Origin of the sequence: Marinobacter sp. C1S70 (assembly GCF_000475355.1) — a bacterium.
In the GTDB taxonomy this organism is placed as follows: Bacteria; Pseudomonadota; Gammaproteobacteria; order Pseudomonadales; family Oleiphilaceae; genus Marinobacter; species Marinobacter nauticus.
Genome location: NZ_AXBW01000051.1, coordinates 1 through 1228, shown reverse-complemented (window position 1 = coordinate 1228; position 1228 = coordinate 1). Strand labels below are relative to the sequence as shown.

General features: G+C 58.6%; 1 protein-coding gene. It reads right to left on the bottom strand.

Features of this window, described 5'->3' with window-relative positions:
- Nucleotides 1–1116 (bottom strand): IS1380 family transposase (locus Q669_RS14075; RefSeq protein ID WP_022992768.1); only part of this gene is annotated, 1116 nt, incomplete at its 3' end.
- Nucleotides 1117–1228: the final 112 nt, after the last annotated feature.

The following is a 1228-nucleotide window of genomic DNA, read 5'->3' as shown; positions in this document are numbered from 1 at the left end:
CATCCAGCGCAACACATTGTAACCCATCGTCGCGAAGGCCATGACCAGGTTGTTGGTGTCGAATTTCCCGGACGGAAGTCGTTCCAGGTCCAGGTCGGTCTTGAACTCGCTGTGGAACTGCTCACTGGTGGCGTGATCGCTGTACAGCGCCATGATGTGTTGCTCGTCGGCTACTTCGGCCGGCAACGAGGTCACCCAGCCTTCGAGGCTGACTTCCGGTTCGAGATACAGCTGGCCTTCGGCATCGCTGGTACGAACGGTGACCTTCACGATGCGACGCAGACCGGGCTCGTCCGGAATCGCTTCCGACAGAACCGCTTCCATCTTGCCATCGCGCTCCAGTGACCAGGCTTTCCGGGCCTGGACCTTGTCCGCCCAGACGAGCGGATCCTCTTTACGAGGGTTCCACTTGATCAGGAAGTCGACCTGGTCCTGCTCGCGCAGGAAATCGCGATTGGCACGGGCATCGTGTGCGCTGTCCAGGCGCAACAAAATGGGCTTATCCGTCAGTGATCGAGCCCGGGGTAACACTCGTTTGAGGGTGTCGAGAAATCCCTTGTTGGCGTGCTGGCTGCCAGGGCGCAGCTCGCAACCCAGGCACCAGCCTTCCTGCCCAAGGTAGGCGGCCATCGGCGCATAGCCGTCATAACCCTTGTAGGTGTAGCTGACACCCTCTTTGCGGGTCTGGCTGTTGTCCATGGGAAAGACATCCATATCCAGCGCAATGTGGCCCATCGCCAGAGGTGACACCGGAGCTTCGACGGACTGAAGAAACTCGACGCTGGCATCGTCCAGCAGGGGTGTCAGGCCTTGAGCGTCTTCATCAAATCGCTGGCGCAACCGGGCCGACGATGGCGATTGCTTGATGCCCAGCGCAGACTTGAAAAATGGGTCCGTTCGAACCGGCTCGACCGCCTCGAAGTCACTCTTGCCCAGCGTGATCAGGCCAAGATAGGTCCGGATCAGTTCAATGTTCGGAATACCGTGCCGCTTGACGACGGTGCGGGCGGTTTTGGTGAGCGATGTATGCCGGTTCAGGCAATGACCGACCAGGGCCAGCCCGCCGTTGGGTGTATAGACTTCGGTTCGGGATTGCTGGAGAGTGAAGGTACGCATGAGCCGAAAGCACTAACTGGGTGAATGGGTGTCAGATGCTATTATATCGCTCTAAGCCTTGTTATTGCAGGCTTTGGGCGTGAGTTCAGCTCGTTGAAGTCACGGATTCAGG